The organism is Prosthecobacter sp., from assembly GCF_044378005.1.
Classification (GTDB): domain Bacteria; phylum Verrucomicrobiota; class Verrucomicrobiia; order Verrucomicrobiales; family Verrucomicrobiaceae; genus Prosthecobacter.
The window spans coordinates 1-15,541 of sequence record NZ_JBILYB010000140.1 but is presented as its reverse complement, the minus strand read 5'-3'; the positions used below and the strand labels follow the sequence as shown (position 1 = coordinate 15,541).

The window sequence follows — 15,541 nt, the reverse complement described above, 5'->3', positions numbered from 1 at the left end:
CTGCGCACACGACCGCGTGCGTCCCGTTTCAAAATCGTGATTTGGTTGTCCATAACGTGGGACATCCCTGACTCCCCACGCGCCCCGTTCCAACCGCGTTCCTATGGGCGTTACGGTGACGCTTACGAAGGGTTTGCACCAAAACCGGAAGGGTTTCGTCCATCCGATGAAGGGTTTGCACCAAAAGCGGAAGGGTTTTGTCCATCCGATGAAGGGTTTGCACCAAAAGCGGAAGGGGTTCGTCCATCCGATGAAGGGTTTGCACCAAAAGCGGAAGGGTTTTGTCCATCCGGTGAAGGGTTTGGTCCCTCCAAACCTTCCACTACTCGCGACTCTGAACCGAGAACGGCGAACCTCGAACCGGTCCTACCGAACCGGCCCCAGGCTCTGCAAATACGCCATGAGATGCACCACGTTCTCTTCGCCGAGGGCGGTAATCTGGCCTTCGGGCATTAGGGACATGGAGAGCTGCTGCTGCTCGGTGATTTGGGATTTCTCGATGGTGAGCTTTTCTGCCGGGGTCTGGATGGTGAGGGAGCGCTCGGTCTGGGCGGGGATGACGCCGGTGAGGGTGCGGCCGTCCTTGAGCTTGAAGACGCTCATGCGGTAGTCGGCGGGGACGATGGCGCTGGGGTCGATGATGTTTTCGAGCAGGTAGGTGAGCTTGTGGCGATCTCCGCCGGTGAGGTCGGGGCCGATCATGCCGCCTTCGCCGTAGAGCTTGTGACAAGCGGCGCAGACGGAGGTGAAGAGCACTTTGCCCTTCGCGGCTTCGCCTTTGGAAAGGCGCTCGGGGGTGAGCTTCTTGGTCCAGTCGGCGAGTTCGGCTTTTTTGGCTTCGGGCGTGTCGCGTAGCTCGCCCCAGACGGCGGTGAGTTTGGTGGTGAGGTCGGCGTCGTTCAGGCTGCGGATGGCGCGGGCCTGATACGGGGTGATGACGGCGACGGGGACTTGGCCGGACTTCACGGCATCGAGCAAGGCCTGGGCATAAGCGGGGCGGGTGACGAGCGTGGCGACGGTGGCTGCCTGCTGCTCCTCACTGCGCTGCGGCCAGGGGCTGAGCAGGGCTTTCGGGATGTTCGGGTCATCGTAAGCGGCGAGCGCACTGCGAGCGGCGGTGCCGAGCACTTTGTCATTGATCAAACCGCGCACGATGGGCAGCAACTCGGGCTTGGCGCTGCGGGTGAGGCCGGTGAAGGCGTTGCGCCGAGCGTTGGCATCGCCCTCGGTGTTTTTGACGATGGCGATGAGTTCGTCCGTGGCGCGTCCGCTGCCGAAGACGAGGGAGAGGGTTTGAATGTTCGTAGTTCGGGCTTTAGCCCGCTCTGGGTTCTGGGCATCCTCGACCTCCGAAGAACGGGCTGAAGCCCGAACTACGAACTCATCCCAGCCCTTCGGCTTTTTCGCGGTGCTGAAGCCGTCCAAACCAGCGGCCATGCCGGCGAGGATGTCTTCGCGGACAGCAGCTTCCTTCGTCATCAAGGCCACGAGCGCATCGACGGCGGCGGGCTGCTTCTCGATGTCCTCGGCGATGCGACGGGCGACGAGTCGGCGCACGGTGGGGATCTTCGCGCTGGCGATGAACTCCACGCCCTTCATCGGGTCCGCCGCGACGGCGGGCTCGATGCCATACCAGATCATGAGCGGCTGCTGCCGGTCATTCGCGTCTTCCTCATGCTGCGCCAACGCCGTGGCGATGGGCCAGCGGGCGTCGAGCGGGAGCCGCTGCAAAGCGGAGGCTGCATAGGTTCGCGCTAATCCATGCTCCGATGCTGCACATTTTTCTGCCCATTCCAACGCTTTGGAAGTTTCGACGTTTGAAGCAGGCTTCTCAAAGACGTGCTCCTTTAATGAGTGAACCAAGTGCTGCTCACTTTTGGAAAAATCGGCACCCATGTAATCATCGGATTTTGTCTTCCAACCCATTTCATAGGCACGCTGAATACTCTGCCTCGACCAGTAGTTAACCGAACGATTGCGGAGTTTGGCTACATCGGCTTCCGCCATGTTATTGATGTTGAAGTTGGTGTCAGGGAACAGCCCTTTTTCCCCATACACGATCTTGTAAATGCGCCCGCTGGTCCGGTGCACGCCGTCGTTGTCGTGGCATTCGCCGGTGTCGGACCAGTCGGCGACGAAGACGTTGCCGTCGGGGCCGGTGAGGAGGTCGATGCCGCGGAACCATTTGTCTTTGGCCTTCATGAAGTCGGGCGCGTGCTTGCCGGTGTAGCCGCAGCCTTCGCGGACGAGCTTGTCCATGTTGATGCGGTTGCCGTGCAAGTTGCAGGTGAGCATGGCGCCGTGGTATTCCTTCGGCCAGGTGCCGCCCTGATAGATCAACATGCCGACGTGGGCATGACCGCCGCCGAGTTCGAGGGTTTTGTTGCTGATGCCCGTGCGGATGTCGCTCCATTTTTCGGAGCCGGTGTCCCAATGGAAGTGGTCGGCGGTCTGCTCGATGACCTCATACACATAGGGGTTCAGATGGGTGCCGAACATGCGGCGGTAATACGCGCCTGGGATGACGTGCCAGAGGTGGCCGATGACGGTGTTGATCATGAACAGCTCGCCCTCTGCATTCCAATCATGTCCCCAGGAGTTCGTGCCGCCATGGGCGACGGCTTCCAGCACCTTGCGCGTGGGGTGGAAGCGCCAGATGGCGCAGTTGAACTTCACCCGTTTGTCCGCAGGCGTGCCGGGAGCGCCGACGGCGGAAGTATCGGTGATGCCGTGGCGGCCATAGAGCCAGCCATCGGGGCCCCAGCGCAGGCCGTTGACGATGTTGTGGCCGATGGTCTTGGTGTTGAAGCCATCGAGCAGCACTTCGGGCTCGCCATCGGGCAGGTCGTCGCCGTTTTTATCGGCGATGAAGCTGAGGGTGCCGTTGTTTAAAATCCACGCGCCGCCGTAACCGATCTCGACACTGGTGAGGTAGCTGCCCTGATCCCAGAAGACCTTGCGCCCGTCGTGCTTCCCATCGCCATCCTTGTCCTCCAGGATGATGATCCGATCCCGCAGCTTCGTGTCCCAGCGCGCGGGGTTTTCCGCATAGGTGTAGTTTTCCGCCACCCAGAGCCGCCCCTTCGCATCCCAAGCCATGGCGATGGGCTGCTGCACATCCGGCTCCGCTGCGAAGACCTGGCATTTGAACCCCGGCGGCAGCTCCATCGTCCGCGCGACCTCCTCAGCAGGCATGGGGGAGCCTTTTTCGGAATTGAAGGGCGCGGGGAAGTCCGCAGCGAAGAGGCTGGCGGTGAGGAGCGGAAGGGCGGCGAGAGGGCGGAGCATGGGAATGACGAATGACTAAATCCGAATGACGAAACACAAACGCTGGCTGGAAGGCAAGACTTCGGACTTCGTGCTTTAGATTTATTTCGTCATTCGGGCTTCGGGATTCGTCATTTCTGCTCTCACCTTCTTCGGCAATGAGGCGACGACGAGATCATACGAGTGCTGGATGAGTTCCACGATGAGCTTGTTTGGCAGCCGCCCGCCCAAAGTCAGCGTGTTCCAGTGGCGTTTGTTCATGTGGTAGCCGGGCTGGATGTCTTCGTAGCGATCCCGCAGGTCGATGGCGCGGTCGGGGTCACATTTCAAATTGGCGGTGGGCGGGTGCTCGTCCGGCACGGTGAGCGCGAACATCTTGCCGCCGACTTTGTAAACGAGCACGTCAGGGCCGAAGGGCACGGTTTCCTCGACATGAGGCAGGGAGAGACAGTGGGCGCAGAAGTCGGCGAGGCTCATGGGGCAGGCTGGCAAAATGGCAACTCGTGCTCAAGCGCAAAGATCGGCCAACAGCGGCTCCACGCGCTCTTGAATGAGCGTGACAAGCTCGGGGGCCATGAACTCGTAGTCGTCCGGGATGTCGAGCACCTCCAGATTCAGGTCATGGAAGAGGTCGGGAAACTGTTCGCGCAGCCGCTGCTTGTGCTCGCGTTCCATCACGAGCACGAGATCGGCCCAGAGCAGAAGCTTTTCCGTGACACGCCGTCGTGCTGAAGCACTGACTCCAGCACTGCGCACCTCCACACGCGCATCATTCTGATACACCGCCTCCGCCGTCGGGCTACGCCATTGATTGCGGGAGCAGAGGAAGAGGAGGTGGGTCATCTGATGCATTCTTGCAGCCATTCATGTGGTTAGGAAACGAGATGAAGCCCGAACCACCAACGAAACGCGGAATTCACTCCGCAACAGCCACTGGAGAGGCAGACCTGACTACTTCCGCGCCTTGGTGGCGATGGCTTTGTAGTAGCTCTCGATGGCGGCGCGGTATTCGGGGGCTGCTTCGGTGCGGGTGGCTTCGGTGAGGTCTTCGGCCATCTTGCTGGGGAGGTGGCCCCAGTCGCCTTTGACGAGGATCATCTCGGTGCCGAGCACGCCGTCTTTCAGCATGGCCTGGAGGTCGCCACCTTCTTTGCTCTGGGTGGTGGACTGGGATTGCTGCTGCTGGCCGGGCTGCTGACCCTGCGCCATCTGCGGCTGACCTGGCTGCTGGGAACCGGGGGTCTGGCCTTGATTGCGCTGATCCGCCATCTGCTGCTGCTGACTCTGCTGGGCCTGGGAAAGGCTCTGCTTTGCAGACTGCTGCTGACCGGGCTGTTGTCCCTGGCCCTGCTGTTGCTGCTGACCGTTTGGCTGGGGCTGGCCGTTCTGGGCCTGCATGGGATGAAGCTGCGCATCAAGCTGATCCAACGCCTGAGCTAGGAAGGCGGCCTGCACTGCCTCCAGCGGGTGCGCGGTCATGGCGGGCGGTGTGGCGGCGGCGGTGGCTTCGGCGGCCTTGGCTGCCTGTGCGGCTGGGGCGAGTGACTCGGCACCGACGGGCTTCGGCGCGGGTGGTGCAGGCTGGCCAGGAGCGGAGGGAGTGGAGCGCGCGGCGGAGGCCTGGGCCTGGAGCTGCTGGGCGGCCTTCGAAGTTTGTTGGGCGGCGTCATCCTGGCCGAGGCGCTGCTGATGGCGGGCCACGCGGTTCAAATCATTGGCGGCCTGCTCGGTGGCGAGCCCCATGTTCACCGGCTGCTGCGCTTCGGAGGCGACGGCTTGTTCGCTGGCCTGCGCGGTTTGTTTGCCCAGCTCGGCGAGCGCCTTCTGCATGGCGGCATTCTTTGGCAATTCCTTTTCAAGTTCAGCGAGCACCTTGCCGGGATCTTGCTGTGCATCCTGCGCCATCTGGGCGAGCGCCTGGGCACGGGCATAGGCTTCATCGAGCGGTTCTTTGACGCCGAGGTCCTGCTCCATCTTGCCCGCATCGGCGAGTTCCTGAGCGCTGAGTTCCTGACCGGATTCAGCCTTCGCCATGTTTTGCGCAAGCTGGTCGAGCGCTTGAGCCGCTTGTTGTTGGGCCTGGGCGGCTTGATTGAGAGCCTGGGCCTGCGGCTGGCTTTGCTGGGCTTGTGCTGCCTGCTTCAAATTCTGCGCCACCTGCGGCTGGCTCTGCTGCATCTGCGCGAGCGCGGCATCGGCGGTGCGGGACATCTGACGCTGCGTTTGATTCTGAAGATCGGCGGCATTGGCCTCCTGGCGGAGCGCGGCTTGGAGTGACTCCATCTTCTCGGCGTTCTCAGCGGCTTCGCCTTCGAGACCGGCAGCCTTTTCAGCCACTTCGGCGACGGGTTTCTGCGCCTGGGCTTCGGCGGCGGCGGCCTGGGTGTCCTTCTGCGTTTCCTTCAAATCCTGCGCCACGGCTTTCATCATGTCGCTAACCTTCGGCGTAAGCTGCGCGAGCGTCTCGCGTGCCGCCTCGGTCTGTGCGGCGAGCTGCTGGGCGATCTCGCTGGCCTGCTGGCGTGCCTGATCCGCAGCCTGCTGCGCGGGCTGGGTATTCAAAGGCTGGCTCGGTGGCTGAATCGCGGCCTGCTTGGCGAGGTTCTGGAGCTGCTCGGCGGCATTGCGGGACTGATCGGCGGCCTGCTGGGCTTTTTGCGCGAGCTGCTGAGCGGCCTGAGGATCAGGCTGCTTCATTTTGCGCAGCGCGTCAGGCAGTTGCTTCAGGGCTTCGGCTGCGGCGCGGGCATCTTGAGCGGCGGGGCTGTCGGCAGGTTTGTCCGAGTTAAAGGCGGCCTCTTCGCTGGCCTTCATGGCAGTTTGCGCGAGGGCGTCGGCTTCGAGGGCGCGGACGGCGTCGCGGAGCTGCTCGGCTTTTTGTTGGGCTTGAACAAGGGCTTCAGGCTGGTTGGCGGCAGGTTGTTCTGCATCGCGGGCGAGTTTGTCGGCAGCGCGGCTGGCGCGGTTGGTGTCGAGCGCAGACTCATCATTGGTGAGGGAGTTTTGCTCACGCAGGGCGGCTTGTTCTTCGAGCTGCTTGGCAGCGGTGGCGAGCTCCTTGGCGGCCTTTTCCTGGGCGGTGTCACCATTTCGATCTTCGCGTGGCTTTTGCTGCGGCTTCTTTGCCTCGGCGGCGGCTTGAGCCAGGGCATCACGGGCTTCATTCAGCGCAAGGATGGCTGGGTTTTCCTGACGGGCGATCTGCTCGCGGAGCTGCTGGGCACGGGTCGCGGCCTGCTCAGCCATGGCGCGTGCGGCATCGGCGGTGCGGGAGAGGCGCTGGCGGAGATTGTCGGCAGCACCATAGAGATGCTCGGGGCTTTTGGCCTGATCGGGTTTGTCGAGACTGGCTTCGAGGTCGGCACCGGCTTCTGTGAGCTGCTTTTGGAATTCCTTGAGCTGGTTCTGCTGACCACCATCGACGAGCGACTTCAGCTCTTCCATCTGATCGCGCAGAGGCTCGCTGGCGGCGAGGGCTCCGCGCTGCTGCTCCTGCCACTTCGGGCGCTGGTTGGCATCGCGATTCGCGGGCAATGATTGTTCGGTGAGGAGCGCTTCCTGTCGCGCAAGCTGCTGCGCCTGCTGGGACACGAGGCGGGCATTGTCCTCCGCAGCAAAGGCGCGCGCGGCACTGGCGATGCTAGCGATGTCGGCCTGTGCTTCGCTGGCATCGCGGCGGATGAGATCGGGCTGCTCGATGTCCGCTGTCATGGCCTTCTGCATTTTCTTCAAAGCATCCGTGCGCATGTGGGCCAGACGCTCGCCGAGAAGCTGAACTTCCGAGGCATCGAGATGCGTCGGTGCCTGGCGGGCGGACTCTTGCAGCTCTTTCCAGAGGTCATCGGTCTTGGCGGTGACTTTTTCCAGCTCGGTCTGAGCACGGGCGAGGGCATCCTGGGCATCGCGTGCTGCTTCGGGATTCTTGTCGGCCTGCTTCTCGGTCTTGCGGACTTGCTCCAGGGATTTGCGCAGTTCGCCGGCATCCTCGGCGAGTGTCTCTGCCTGCTGGGCAAAACGCCGTGTCTGAGCCGCCCACTGGCGCTGCTGCGGACTGACGATCTGCTCCAGGATCACGACACGAACAGTCGGCGACTCGGTGACCTGCCCTTTTAAGTCCGTGGCTTTCAGCTTCAGAACGATGCTGTCGCCGACCTTCAATTGCAGCGACGAAAGCGGCATCAAGGTCTGCACCTTCGATTCCTTGCCCGTCTTGCCGGAGAGCTCTTTTTCAATCCAGGCTCCCGCATTGATCTGATGAGCGAGCTTCACACTGGCGAGGCCCACATCATCACTGGCGGCACCACTGAGGCGCACGGACTCGTCTGGCATCATCTCCAACTGTTCAGCAGGCTCGAAGATCTGCACAAAGGGAGGCAGGTCGGGAATCGCGGTGATGCTCCAGGGCGATGACTCATCATTGGTAAACTCAGTTTCCTCAGCGGTGAGCACCAACTGCCAGGACTCCGTCTCCGTTTTCACGATGAACTCCGTCTTCACGACACCGTCGGTGATGCTCTGTGCCGCGATGGCCGGCGGATGATCAGCATGGTCAGGATTGATGAGGAGGTCGGCTTTCGAGATGGGCTGGTTGGCTTTCAGCGCGAGCCTCAAGGTGCTGCCTTCGAGCGCTTCGACGTCACCATGCTCTTCGGAAAGTTTGATCTCTGGCAAGCCAGTGTAGGCAGGCGGAACGATGGTCTTGGCAAACTCGATGACTCGTGGACGTGGACGTGCGCTGAGCGTGTGCCAGGAGCTGACGGCATCGGAGGCGAGGATGCGATAACGCACATCGCTCTGGCCGATGCTGACGAGTCCCTGATACATGGTACCGGCTCCGCGTGTCATGTCCTGCAGGCGCGCTTTGGCATCTCCTGATGCCATCTCGATCTGCACGCGTTCCGGCACAGGCCCGATGATCTCCGCAAAGATCTCCAAGTCGGAAGCGATGGGCACCAACATGTCCGCCGGATCAGGTGTGACGACTCGGATCTGCACACTCGACGGGCGGGCGAAGTTCGCGAAGGGGATGGCTGCACGAGCCAGGAAGCCAGGCAGATGAAGCGTGGAGATGAAGCACAGGAAAAGGACTCCAACGAAGGCCCCTGCCGCACCCATGATCCAAGGTTTTAGCGAGTGAAATGGCAGCGCGTCATCGAGCGAGACCTTTTGCACCTGTGTGGCGACATCGTCCTGCAACTGCGCACGAAACTCGGCGGATTCATCGCCGTGGCCTTCGGAGAGTTCGACAGCAGCGACGAGGCGCTCGCGGAGTTGAGGAGCAGCAGTTTCCAGCAAATGCGCCGCGCCAGGAAGCTCGTTGGCTTCTGCGATGAAACGCCATGCCACACGCCAGGCAAAGAAGGCTGCTCCTGCATAAACAGCCAGCGTGAACCAGGATCGAATGCTCTCTGGCATGAGCCGTACACGATCCAGCAATGCAATGACGAGCAAAGCTGCAAGCGCGACGACGAACGCGGCGAGTCCCGAGCGATACTGGAGCAACTTTTGCCGACGCTGACGGAAAGCTTGCAGAGCTGAAAGCGTGGCGGGACGGAGAGAAACGTTCATGAGGGAGAGTGAAGCGCAGACAACGTGCCGGTGACAGGTGATCTTGTGATTTGAGACCTGATTTGAAGACTCAATCATCATCTTCATTGAGGTGAACAAAGTGCTTGCGCCATGAAGGCAAGCATCTATGATCCGCGCCCGTTTCCGAACGGGACTCAACGTTCCTGAGTAGCTCAGCGGTAGAGCGGGTGGCTGTTAACCACTAGGTCGTAGGTTCGATCCCTACCTCAGGAGCCATTAACATACCGGCAGTGTAGCTCAGCGGTAGAGCAGAGGACTCATAAGCCTTTGGTCGGCGGTTCAAATCCGCCCTCTGCCACCACCACCAAGCGCCAAAAAGGTGTCAATCATGGATCGGGGTGGCCCCTTCACTTCACCGCTTCATAGAGTGAGGCAATGCCGAAAGTCAGGCGATGAGTCTTCACTGATTTGAAGCCACAGGACAACATAAGAGACTCCATCTCTTTGCCCGAAGGGAAGCGCTCAATCGAGCCGCACAGATACACATAAGCCTCGCGCTGGCCGGTGATCCAACCCGCAATACGAGGCATGACGTGCTTCAGATAAAAGAGATACGCCGGACGAATCAATGGCAGTGTGGGCAAGGAAAAGTCGAGCACGTAAAGCGCTCCTTGAGATGTCAGGACGCGATTCATTTCCTTCAATGCCTCGGGCCAGGAAGCCATGTTGCGCAAACCGAAAGCCACCGTCAGCACCTCGAAACTCGCGTTTTGAAATGGAAGGTTCATCCCATCAGCAGCCACAAGCGACTGGATGCTCCGACGTTGTGCCTCACGCATCATGGGCACCGAGAAATCAGCACCGAGCACCCTGGCCTGCGGGCAGGCTTTTTGGACCGTATCTGCCAGATCACCGCTGCCGGTGGCGAGATCCAGAATAAGTGCAGGGTTCCTAGCGGCGACGAGACTCGCGGTCTTGCGCCGCCAGAGGACATCGATCCCCAAACTGAGGACATGATTCGCCAGGACGTAACGGCGGGCGATGCCCGCAAAGGCTTGTTTGACAAATCCGGCGTCTTGCATGGGCAGTGACATCCCCGTTGAAGGGATGGTGCGCTTGAGAGGACTCGAACCTCCACGATGTTACTCACTAGAACCTGAATCTAGCGCGTCTACCAATTCCGCCACAAGCGCATGAAATCTAACGGGGGCGGACAGTTGACCAAGTCGCTGACATCTCAACCGAAAAAACGAAATAGTTGAGACATGGCTCGGCAGAAGATTTCAGCAATCATCGAATACATGCCCAAGCTCTGAGGTCTGAAAGCCCCCCTCATCTCGCGCCAAGAAACGACTTGAATGGCATCGAAAGTTAAGAATCCTTAAACACATGAACAGCACCCTTCTTCCGCGCAGCATGGCAACCTTGCTTTGCCTCATCTCCTGCACGGCGGTCAGCCTAGCCCAGAACTATGGCTACCCGCAGCAGATTTCACCACCGCCCCAGTATCGTCAGGCACCTCAGAGCTACCCACAGCAGGGTTACCCCCAACAAGGCTACTCCCAGCCCGGCCAGACCCAGTATGTCAGCCCCATGCAATTCCTGCCCACCTTTGGGCGGAAGTTTGGGGACATGTTCCGCCGTGTTTTTTACGGTGATGCCCCGCCTGCTGGCTACAGCCAGCCAGTGCCGCAGTATCAACAACCTCAATACCAGCATCCCCAATATCAACAGCCAACTGGCAGACTCGATCAACCACCATCCGGCTACAATCAGCGCCCCTCTGCTCCGCCTCAATATCAGACACCAACACAGCCGGGATACCCACCTCGCTACGAGGCTCCCCCTACCCCTCGCAGTACGGCTCCAGCCATGCCGCCGACCAGCCGCACGAACTCTGGTTCATTGAGCACTCCTTCGACGACCAAAAAATCCAGCGCTCAGAATTCGAAGAAGTCTTCCAATTCATCCACACCAGGTTCGAGCAAGTACACGCCTCCGGCCATCACCCGCGAACCCTCCCATTCACGCTTCGAAGAACAACCTCCGCCGCCCATGCAGGGGTCCGGCACGATTCAGGATGCGCCTCCTTCCAAGCTTCCAGGCAGCAAACCCAGCGTATCTCAAAACGAAACCAGCACTGAAAAACCGAATGCCGCCGCCAGCAGTGGCAGCTTCCTTCGAGGCAAGAAAACAGGCAAAGAAGGTCGCGTGATCAGCCCCTATCCACCATATCGGGAACTCGACGTCAGCGGCCTGTCCAGTGGCTCGCTTGCCCTTGATCCCACGACCCAAAAGGTCTTCGAAGTGCCTTAGCCAGCTTTCTCTCGACGCTTGGCATTGCATCCCAGATGCGGCATAGGATATGCGAACCATCGCTCTCCCCTTCCCCCATGTTTTCCACCGGACAGAAAGTCGTCTGCATCAATGACCAGTTCGAACCCTGGGTCTATGACCTTTACACCGCCCTGCCCAAGAAGGGGCGTACCTACACCGTTCGCGCTGTAGCTCCAGGGCGTTCACAGCCAAAATTCACGGTCAATGAAGATGCCGAGATCAAGCTGACGGGGGCCGAGTTCGACATCCTGATTCTTCTCAAGGAACTTCAGAATGCCGAAGACCCGCACTCCAGCATCAAGCAGGAGCTCGGCTTCCGCGCCGAGCGCTTCGCCCCGCTGGAGGAAGACAGCGAGGAAGAAGAAGCTGGCGAACTCATCGGCGTCGGCACCGGCAAGGAAGAATGGGAACGCGATCTGCAACCCGGCTGAGCCTTACTCTGGCAACTCCTCGCCCTGCGTCTCCGGCAGACAGGCGAGGAAGACCAGCCCGAGAAGGAAAAAGCCGCCCAGGCAGGTGATCGCCATCCGCAGGTCCATCGTGGACTTCATCCACGCGCTCAGCCAGATCAGTACTGGTGCCGCGAGCAGGCGTCCCGAGTTGAAACAAAAGCCTGCCCCCGTGGCGCGCAGATGCGTTGGGAACAGCGCCGGAAAAAAAGCAGCGTAGCCTGCATGGATACCCTGGGCAAAGAATCCAAACATCGGCAGCAGCACGAGCAGCAGCGCATAACTCCCGACCGCCGACGGCAGCCAGCAGATGACCGGTGTCATCACCAGCGCCGCCAGATGCATGATCACAAAGGTCTTTTTGCAGCCCCAGCGCGCGCTCAGCGGACCAAAGGCCAGCATTCCCGCCCCGGCACCCGCCGTTTGGATGAAGCCAAAAGCAATCTTCGACTTGCTCGCCCAGTCAGGATCGCCCGCACGCTTCAGGAAATCCGCCGCGATGTCCTGCCCGGCGACCACGACTCCCCAAAACGTCGCCAGCCCCACCATCGCCAACAGCGCACCAAAGATCGCCCGCGAGCGCCAGCGCGCATCTCCAAGCAGCTCCGCGAAGCTGCCCATGCGCTCCGCCTTGCTCGCCCGCGCCGCCTTCCAGGACTCCGGCTCCTTGATGCTCATCCGCACCCACAGCACAAGCAGCGCAGGAACGACGCCCAACAAATAAGCCGTCCGCCATTCTGTGCCCACCCACAAGCCGGCCGCCGCAGCGAGCCACAGACCACAGACACTCGTCGCATGAAAAATGCCACCCGCGCGCTCACGAGCCTCTTTGGGGAAAACCTCCGCCACCAGCGCCGCGCCCACCGCCCACTCACCGCCCACCCCCATCGCCACGAGGAAGCGCAGCACACCCACCTGCCAGATCTCATCCGCAAACGCCGTGATACCGGAAAAGATGGAGTAGAACAAGATCGTCAGAGCCATCACCGGATTCCTCCCCCACTTGTCCGCCAGCGAACTGAAGAGCAGCCCGCCAAAGGTGCCGCCGAGCAGGAAGATGCCGAGGAAGCGCTCTCCCCACACTTTCACCAAGGGATCATCCGCCTTCACATCGAGCAGATCCGGCAGCATATCGGCACGCGTCAGATTGTAGATCTGCCCTTCAAACGCATCGAAGACCCAGCCGAGTGACGCGACGATTAGCACCAACCACTGGTAGCGGGTGACGGAGGAGTACCATTTGGGTGAAGTTGTCATGAGGAAAAAGTTCTCAGTAGCGGCGGCTGTTTGCCCGCAAGGGCAAACGGCGAACGCATTTACACTGGCATCGTCGTCCCTGGAATCGCCACTGGATACCATCCGTCCGCGTCCGGCTTCACCGGCGGCTCCGTCGCCCAGGTCAGATTATCAGGCACCAGCACCTCCTGCGAGTTCATCGCCTGCTCCCAGGTGATCACCTGGCCCGTATAGCTCGCCATGCGGCCCATCACGCCCATCATCGTGCTATGTGCCGCGTAGTCCGCATCATTGCGCACCTTGCCTGTGCGGATGTTTTCAAAGAACGCGTCGTGCTCCAGTTGATACGGGTCTTCTTTGATCCGACTCCGCTTTCCGCCGGGTGGCAGACCATTGATGAAAAACTTGCCCCCATTGGAGAGATCCGCGCTGCCCTTCACTCCGTGGAAATGCTCGCTCACATCGCGCGCACACTTGCCACCGATCTGGCAGCACTGGCTCAGCAGGCGGAAGCCGCCCTCATACTCAAACTCCACCGTGTGGTGATCAAAGATCGTGCCGTTCTCCTTCGCCCTCCGTACCTGCCTGCCACCCTGCCCCACCGCCTTGATCGGCATCGCGCCCTTCATCACCCAGTTCGCCACATCCAGATTGTGGCAATGCTGCTCCAGGATGTGATCCCCGCTCATCCAGGTAAAGAAGTACCAATTTCGGATCTGGTAATGCAGCTCGCTCTCCCCCGGCTCACGTGGGAAACCGGGCCGCGACGTGCCATTCCAGTACACACGCCCATACACCAGCTCGCCGATCTCCCCCGCGTGGATGCGGTCCACCATGTCGATGTAGCTCGGCTGATATCTGCGCTGAAAGCCCACGCACACATTCAGGTTCTTTCGCTTCGCCTCCGCCGATGCCGCCAGCACACGCCGCACCCCTGACGCATCCACCGCCACAGGCTTCTCCATGAAGACATGCTTCCCAGCCTTGATCGCCTGCTCAAAGAGAAACGGCCTCGGCCCCGGCGGCGTCGTGATCAGCACCACATCCGCCAGTGCAAAGGCTTTCACGTAGTCCTCGAAATTCGTGAACACCTGCTCAGGCGGCACCACTACCTGCCCCTCATACTTCGCCTTCAGGATGTCCAGCGCCGCCTGTGCCTTTCCCTCCAGCGGATCCACCACCGCCACCAGCTTCACCGTCGATCCCGCGCTCAGAGCCTGATTGCAAGCCCCCGTCCCACGTCCCCCGCAGCCGATCAACGCGATCTTGATATCACTGCTCCCACCGGAGGCAAAGACATGTGTGGCAGCCGACATGGCCGTGGCGGAGAGAAAGGTGCGGCGGGTGGTCATGATTGGGATTGGGGTTGGGAAATACAGCACTTCTTATCCCAGTCACAACGTAGCCAAGGTCCACTTTCCCACGCGGATCTTGCCCTCTTGTTCCACCTCCTGAGTCCAGGCCCGGAATCCGGCGAGGTCGAGCAGCGCACGCATACATGCCTTTTCTTCGCGGGCTAAACCTGAGGCCGTCACTTCCGAAGGCAAGGCACAGGCCAGAGCCTCCACGCCCAATCCACGAGCCAGCAGCAGCGTGCGCGCACAGTGCAATTCCTGTGTCACGATGATCAGACGTCGGCCTTCGGCGATGCATCCGGCGCGCTGGATCGAATCATAGGTCGAGAGGCCTGCCGCATCTTCAGTCATCGCCCAGGCGGGGACACGGAGTTCGGTGAGCATCTGGCGCATCACACAAGGCTCGTGGCAACTTCGTGCGGCGTCCATTACCTCTGATGGAAGAGACACGTGGGGCCTCTACTCGCGGCCGCGCAAGGAGAAGAAGCTGCACCTGCAACAACCATGGTTTCATTGAGTACAGAAAGTGCCATGAAGAGCTGCTTTTGCTTCAATGTGTGGGAGCAAGGAGACTTGCTGAAAACTCCGGGCGATACTCGAAATGCATCAGATCGTAGGCCCACCATTTTCCTCCCCAGATGAAACCCTCGGCCTCGAATGCCTCAACGATGCCAGCGGGGAAACGCAGACGGAAGGACATATCGGATGGATCGAATTTTGACCAGCGCCAGTAGGCACCGTGAGCTGGATTGAGATCGATGGCGATGCCAAAGCTGTGTGCGCTGAGTTGCGAAGTGCCGGCGACGGTACGCCAGTTGAAGGTGCCGCCAAGATCCTGTAAGTAGGCTTTCCATTCTGGATGCTCCGGAAGCTCTTTCTCCAAACGTGCTGCCACCCGCCCCAGCGGCGGCGGCTCCATCAACGTCAATCTCGGCGGTGGAGATAGCGACACGCAGATCGAAGCCGCCGCGAAACGCCTGGAGAGCGCCGTCGGCAAGGTGCTCCTCATGAACGCCGAAGGTGAATCACTCGGCACTGGCACCGCCTGGGCCGTGGCCCCCGGCATCTTCGCCACGAACAGCCACATCACCGAGCCCGCTAAAGACGCCCTCAAAACGGGCGGAGCCGTCTTCATCGCCATCAATAAGGACCCGTCGAAGAAGTATCGCGTCCGTCAGGCCATCAGCCACCCCTCGTATTGTGCCGACATGATGAATGCCCAGGGCCGCCAGTCTGAACTCGGCACCTACGATGTCGGCCTGCTCATCATCAAAGAGCAGCACAGCCCCACCTTCCAGCTCGCTCCGGTGGAAAAAGTCCGCCAGCTTGATGCCGGAAAGCGCGTGGCCTTCCTCGGCTTCCCTGCCG

12 protein-coding genes and 3 tRNA genes are annotated in these 15,541 nt (G+C 60.7%); 5 read left to right on the top strand and 10 right to left on the bottom strand.

Features of this window, described 5'->3' with window-relative positions:
* Positions 1–366: 366 nt before the first annotated feature.
* From AC6FTP_RS20940 to AC6FTP_RS20925, 4 genes are all read right to left on the bottom strand, one after another.
* Positions 367–3,288: a PVC-type heme-binding CxxCH protein gene (locus AC6FTP_RS20940; protein ID WP_497208855.1), complete on the bottom strand. Its 2,922-nt coding sequence runs from the start codon at positions 3,286–3,288 to the stop codon at positions 367–369.
* 81 nt (positions 3,289–3,369) lie between these two features.
* Entirely contained in the window at positions 3,370–3,744 is a 375-nt protein-coding gene (locus tag AC6FTP_RS20935; RefSeq protein ID WP_497208854.1) for an MmcQ/YjbR family DNA-binding protein, read from the bottom strand.
* 30 nt (positions 3,745–3,774) lie between these two features.
* Complete coding sequence (locus AC6FTP_RS20930; protein WP_497208853.1) at positions 3,775–4,110, bottom strand: low molecular weight protein tyrosine phosphatase family protein; 336 nt, start codon at positions 4,108–4,110, stop codon at positions 3,775–3,777.
* Positions 4,111–4,218: 108 nt separating this feature from the next.
* A complete protein-coding gene (locus tag AC6FTP_RS20925) occupies positions 4,219–8,835 on the bottom strand; it encodes a hypothetical protein (RefSeq protein ID WP_497208852.1) in 4,617 nt (1,538 codons plus the stop codon).
* A gap of 162 nt (positions 8,836–8,997) precedes the next feature.
* Here AC6FTP_RS20925 and AC6FTP_RS20920 point away from each other — a divergent pair.
* Together AC6FTP_RS20920 and AC6FTP_RS20915 are read left to right on the top strand one after the other, a co-directional pair.
* A tRNA-Asn gene (locus tag AC6FTP_RS20920) sits at positions 8,998–9,072 on the top strand.
* A 10-nt stretch (positions 9,073–9,082) separates the two neighbouring features.
* A tRNA-Met gene (locus AC6FTP_RS20915) sits at positions 9,083–9,157 on the top strand.
* A gap of 46 nt (positions 9,158–9,203) precedes the next feature.
* Here AC6FTP_RS20915 and AC6FTP_RS20910 read toward each other — a convergent pair.
* Both AC6FTP_RS20910 and AC6FTP_RS20905 read right to left on the bottom strand, forming a co-directional pair.
* Positions 9,204–9,890, bottom strand: coding sequence for a ubiquinone/menaquinone biosynthesis methyltransferase (locus tag AC6FTP_RS20910; protein ID WP_497208851.1), 687 nt, complete (start codon positions 9,888–9,890; stop codon positions 9,204–9,206).
* A gap of 14 nt (positions 9,891–9,904) precedes the next feature.
* Positions 9,905–9,989: transfer RNA gene (locus tag AC6FTP_RS20905), tRNA-Leu, on the bottom strand.
* 196 nt (positions 9,990–10,185) lie between these two features.
* On the opposite strand from AC6FTP_RS20905, the gene AC6FTP_RS20900 reads away from it, so the two are divergent.
* Both AC6FTP_RS20900 and AC6FTP_RS20895 read left to right on the top strand, forming a co-directional pair.
* Complete coding sequence (locus AC6FTP_RS20900) at positions 10,186–11,112, top strand: hypothetical protein (protein ID WP_497208850.1); 927 nt, start codon at positions 10,186–10,188, stop codon at positions 11,110–11,112.
* A 77-nt stretch (positions 11,113–11,189) separates the two neighbouring features.
* Positions 11,190–11,564: a hypothetical protein gene (locus AC6FTP_RS20895; RefSeq protein WP_497208849.1), complete on the top strand. Its 375-nt coding sequence runs from the start codon at positions 11,190–11,192 to the stop codon at positions 11,562–11,564.
* A gap of 3 nt (positions 11,565–11,567) precedes the next feature.
* On the opposite strand, the gene AC6FTP_RS20890 is transcribed toward AC6FTP_RS20895, so the two are convergent.
* The 4 genes from AC6FTP_RS20890 to AC6FTP_RS20875 form a co-directional block, all read right to left on the bottom strand.
* On the bottom strand, positions 11,568–12,839 hold the full coding sequence (locus AC6FTP_RS20890; RefSeq protein ID WP_497208848.1) for an MFS transporter: 1,272 nt from the start codon (positions 12,837–12,839) through the stop codon (positions 11,568–11,570).
* A gap of 59 nt (positions 12,840–12,898) precedes the next feature.
* Positions 12,899–14,170 carry a Gfo/Idh/MocA family protein gene (locus AC6FTP_RS20885; RefSeq protein WP_497208847.1) on the bottom strand — a complete coding sequence of 424 codons (1,272 nt, stop codon included), beginning with the start codon at positions 14,168–14,170 and terminating at the stop codon, positions 12,899–12,901.
* Positions 14,171–14,212: 42 nt separating this feature from the next.
* The gene (locus AC6FTP_RS20880) at positions 14,213–14,602 is read right to left on the bottom strand and encodes an ElyC/SanA/YdcF family protein (RefSeq protein WP_497208846.1); all 390 of its coding nucleotides are present in this window, start codon (positions 14,600–14,602) and stop codon (positions 14,213–14,215) included.
* Between the two features lie 121 nt (positions 14,603–14,723).
* Positions 14,724–15,170, bottom strand: a complete 447-nt coding sequence (locus AC6FTP_RS20875) for a M15 family metallopeptidase (protein ID WP_497208845.1) — start codon at positions 15,168–15,170, stop codon at positions 14,724–14,726.
* Positions 15,171–15,180: 10 nt separating this feature from the next.
* On the opposite strand from AC6FTP_RS20875, the gene AC6FTP_RS20870 reads away from it, so the two are divergent.
* Positions 15,181–15,541: trypsin-like serine peptidase (locus AC6FTP_RS20870; RefSeq protein ID WP_497208844.1), on the top strand; the 361-nt coding region annotated here is incomplete at its 3' end.